The 2609-nt window shown below is 43.3% G+C and carries 2 protein-coding genes and 1 pseudogene; 1 reads left to right on the top strand and 2 read right to left on the bottom strand.

The genetic code is table 11. The annotated features are described in order from the left end of the window. Window positions 1–572 (top strand): TrmH family RNA methyltransferase (locus QZZ35_RS10930; protein ID WP_291237430.1); only part of this gene is annotated, 572 nt, incomplete at its 5' end. A gap of 67 nt (window positions 573–639) precedes the next feature. On the opposite strand, the gene QZZ35_RS10925 is transcribed toward QZZ35_RS10930, so the two are convergent. Beyond that, window positions 640–1170: a hypothetical protein gene (locus QZZ35_RS10925; RefSeq protein ID WP_291237429.1), complete on the bottom strand. Its 531-nt coding sequence runs from the start codon at window positions 1168–1170 to the stop codon at window positions 640–642. Between the two features lie 14 nt (window positions 1171–1184). Continuing rightward, a pseudogene (locus QZZ35_RS10920) lies at window positions 1185–2543 on the bottom strand (putative ABC transporter permease). Window positions 2544–2609: the final 66 nt, after the last annotated feature.

The raw sequence follows: 2609 nt of genomic DNA, 5'->3' as shown, positions 1-2609 counted from the left end.
TTCTCACCAAACTGACCGGTTTTAAACTGACCCGCGGCGCCCTCTGTGCCATGCGTCGTCCACAGCTTCCATCAATCGAAAATGTCTGCTCAGGTGCCCGCCGCATCGCCATTCTTGAAAATGTCATGAATCCGACCAATGTGGGAGCTATTTTCCGTTCTGCCGCAGCCCTGAACATTGACGCTGTCCTTCTCACTCCCGCCTGCAGTAATCCATTGTACCGGCGTGCCATACGTGTCAGTATGGGAACCGTCTTTCAGATTCCATGGACTTTTATCGGAGATGCTATGGATCAATGGCCATATCCCGGTCTGTCTCTCATAAAAAATCTCGGTTTTAAAACTGCTGCCATGGCCTTAAGTGACGATTCCGTCTCCATCGATGCCCCGGAACTGATGGCTGAAGAAAAACTGGCCATCATCCTTGGAACAGAAGGCGAAGGCCTCGCCTCCTGTACGATTGCCGACTGTGATTACACCGTGAAAATACCAATGTCCCACGGTGTGGATTCACTGAATGTGGCAGCTGCCAGTGCTGTTGCTTTCTGGCAGCTTGGAAGAAGCAGAACTTAAATCAACATAAAAAACTCTGTTTTAAATATTCTGAACCATATCCAGATACCTAAAACAGAGTTTTAAACTATTTAATCATTTTTACAATTTCAACCATCTCGGCACTATCCATACCGGCTTCCACATACAAAGAAAATTTATATTCGCCCTCGGTCCAGAGTGCCAGATGCATACACTCGGAATCCCCTTTCAACGTTATCTCAATTCCTTCTTCTGTAACCGTTTCTTCTTTTTCATAAACCGTATAATCACCGCTGATATCGCCTTCACAGATTCCCTTACGTACAAGAACTTTTTCTTCGCCTGAGCCCGTATAGAAGACCTGTATCAGATCAAGTCCATCTTCCTTCGCCATCTGAATCACTTTTTCAGAATAATCCCCGATGCTGTCCGGAACACTTAAATCAAACCCGGCCTGTGCGGCTGCCTCTTCAAGGGTCTGGCAATCTACGAAAGGATTGGCAATCTCTGCCCCGGACGATGTTTCCGTCTCCTCTGCGATCGTTGTCGGTGCTGTCTCCTTTTTGTTTCCCCCACATGCCGTAAAGGAAAATGCCATTACTGTGCATAACGCCAGAACTATCATTTTTTTCTTCATAGATACATACCTCCTTAAAAATCTTCTACAATAATTGCATTTGGATAGATTCTTTCCATTCGTTCATCAGGAAAATGTTCATCCATAAAAATATCCAATCAGGTCGATGCCTCTGCCCCTGTCGTATTTCTGACAGAATAACGGGCCATGGCAAAAGCTGAAACTGTCATATTAAATATCATAAATACAATCATTATCCATGTCAGTACAATCCCTGCTTTTTTCGGAATCTTTTCGATCCATCCCGAAAACAAAGGATAGAGCACTTTAAGCCAGACAACTGCCGCTATTCCCCAAAAAAAACAGTATAAAAGATTAATTCTTCCGCCCAGATTAAAGGGAATCTTACTGTAATCCCAGAAAACTGTCCCGAAAACAAGTTCTGTAAATACACTGCAAAAATACTCGTAGGCTCCGCCCAGCACCGTTCCGAATAAAAAAATATATCCGTCACTCCGGGTCCGGTACTGATAAAGAATTGCTGTCAACAAAACACAGCCAAATCCCCATACAATGCTGAAGGGACCGTAAACCACACTGCTTCGGCTCATGAGTTCTCCGGCTGTAACATAACAAAAAATCGTTTCTGTTATATCACCTAAAAAAGAGCCCAGAAAAAACAGACAGACCAGTTTGTAAAAAGAACAGCCGACGGCAAAAACTCCCGCCCTTTCCTTAGCCTCTTCCAAACGTTTTTCTTCATCCAGCTTTGCCTTTACAAGCGATCGGGCATCCAGCAGAGGATATGCTTTATTCAAATGCTTAAGGGTCCAGCCGGTCAGCCCTTCTCCCATCGTATCTGCCACATTCTGTAAACTTTCAGATACAGAGTAGAGCACCGAAGCCTTTTTGATATATAACCTTAAAGATAAAATGCCGACAATTGTTCCAATCAAATCCAGAAGAATAATAATTCCTGCCGCTAACAGAACAATCTCTCCAACCATCCTCGGGAAAAGTCGGACGAAATCCATAAGCAAGGGGTTTCCGATATTCACACACACAACCGCCAGTATACCCCATAATATGACATAGGGAATATTGACATGCCCGCCGAATTGAAAACGCCTTCTTGAATAATCCCACCACTTTCGATGAAATATCCGTTCCAGTACAAAACCGGTTCCCAGAGTCACAATAAACGAAAGAACAGTTCCTCCAAGAAATAAAAAAACAAGTCTATCTTTAAGTTCTGTTAGAAATAACGCAAATAATACCGCTACGATTCCGTAAGCAGGACAATAGGGCCCATATAAAAAACCAACATCGATAAACTTCTTTTCCCGCACTGCAGCAGCCACAGTTCCTGCTGCCCATCCAATGACAGAATAAGCCAGAAAGAAAAACAGCAGCTCATATAAAGAATAGGTCAATTCTCCGCCTCCTTCCTCATTTATTTTATTATAGCATGCAACTATTTTTTTAACAATTATTTCTCT

This window comes from Frisingicoccus sp. (assembly GCA_016298055.1).
GTDB lineage: Bacteria > Bacillota > Clostridia > Lachnospirales > Lachnospiraceae > Frisingicoccus.
Note: the sequence above shows the minus strand (reverse complement) of the source record. Positions and strands in the feature narration are given on the sequence as shown.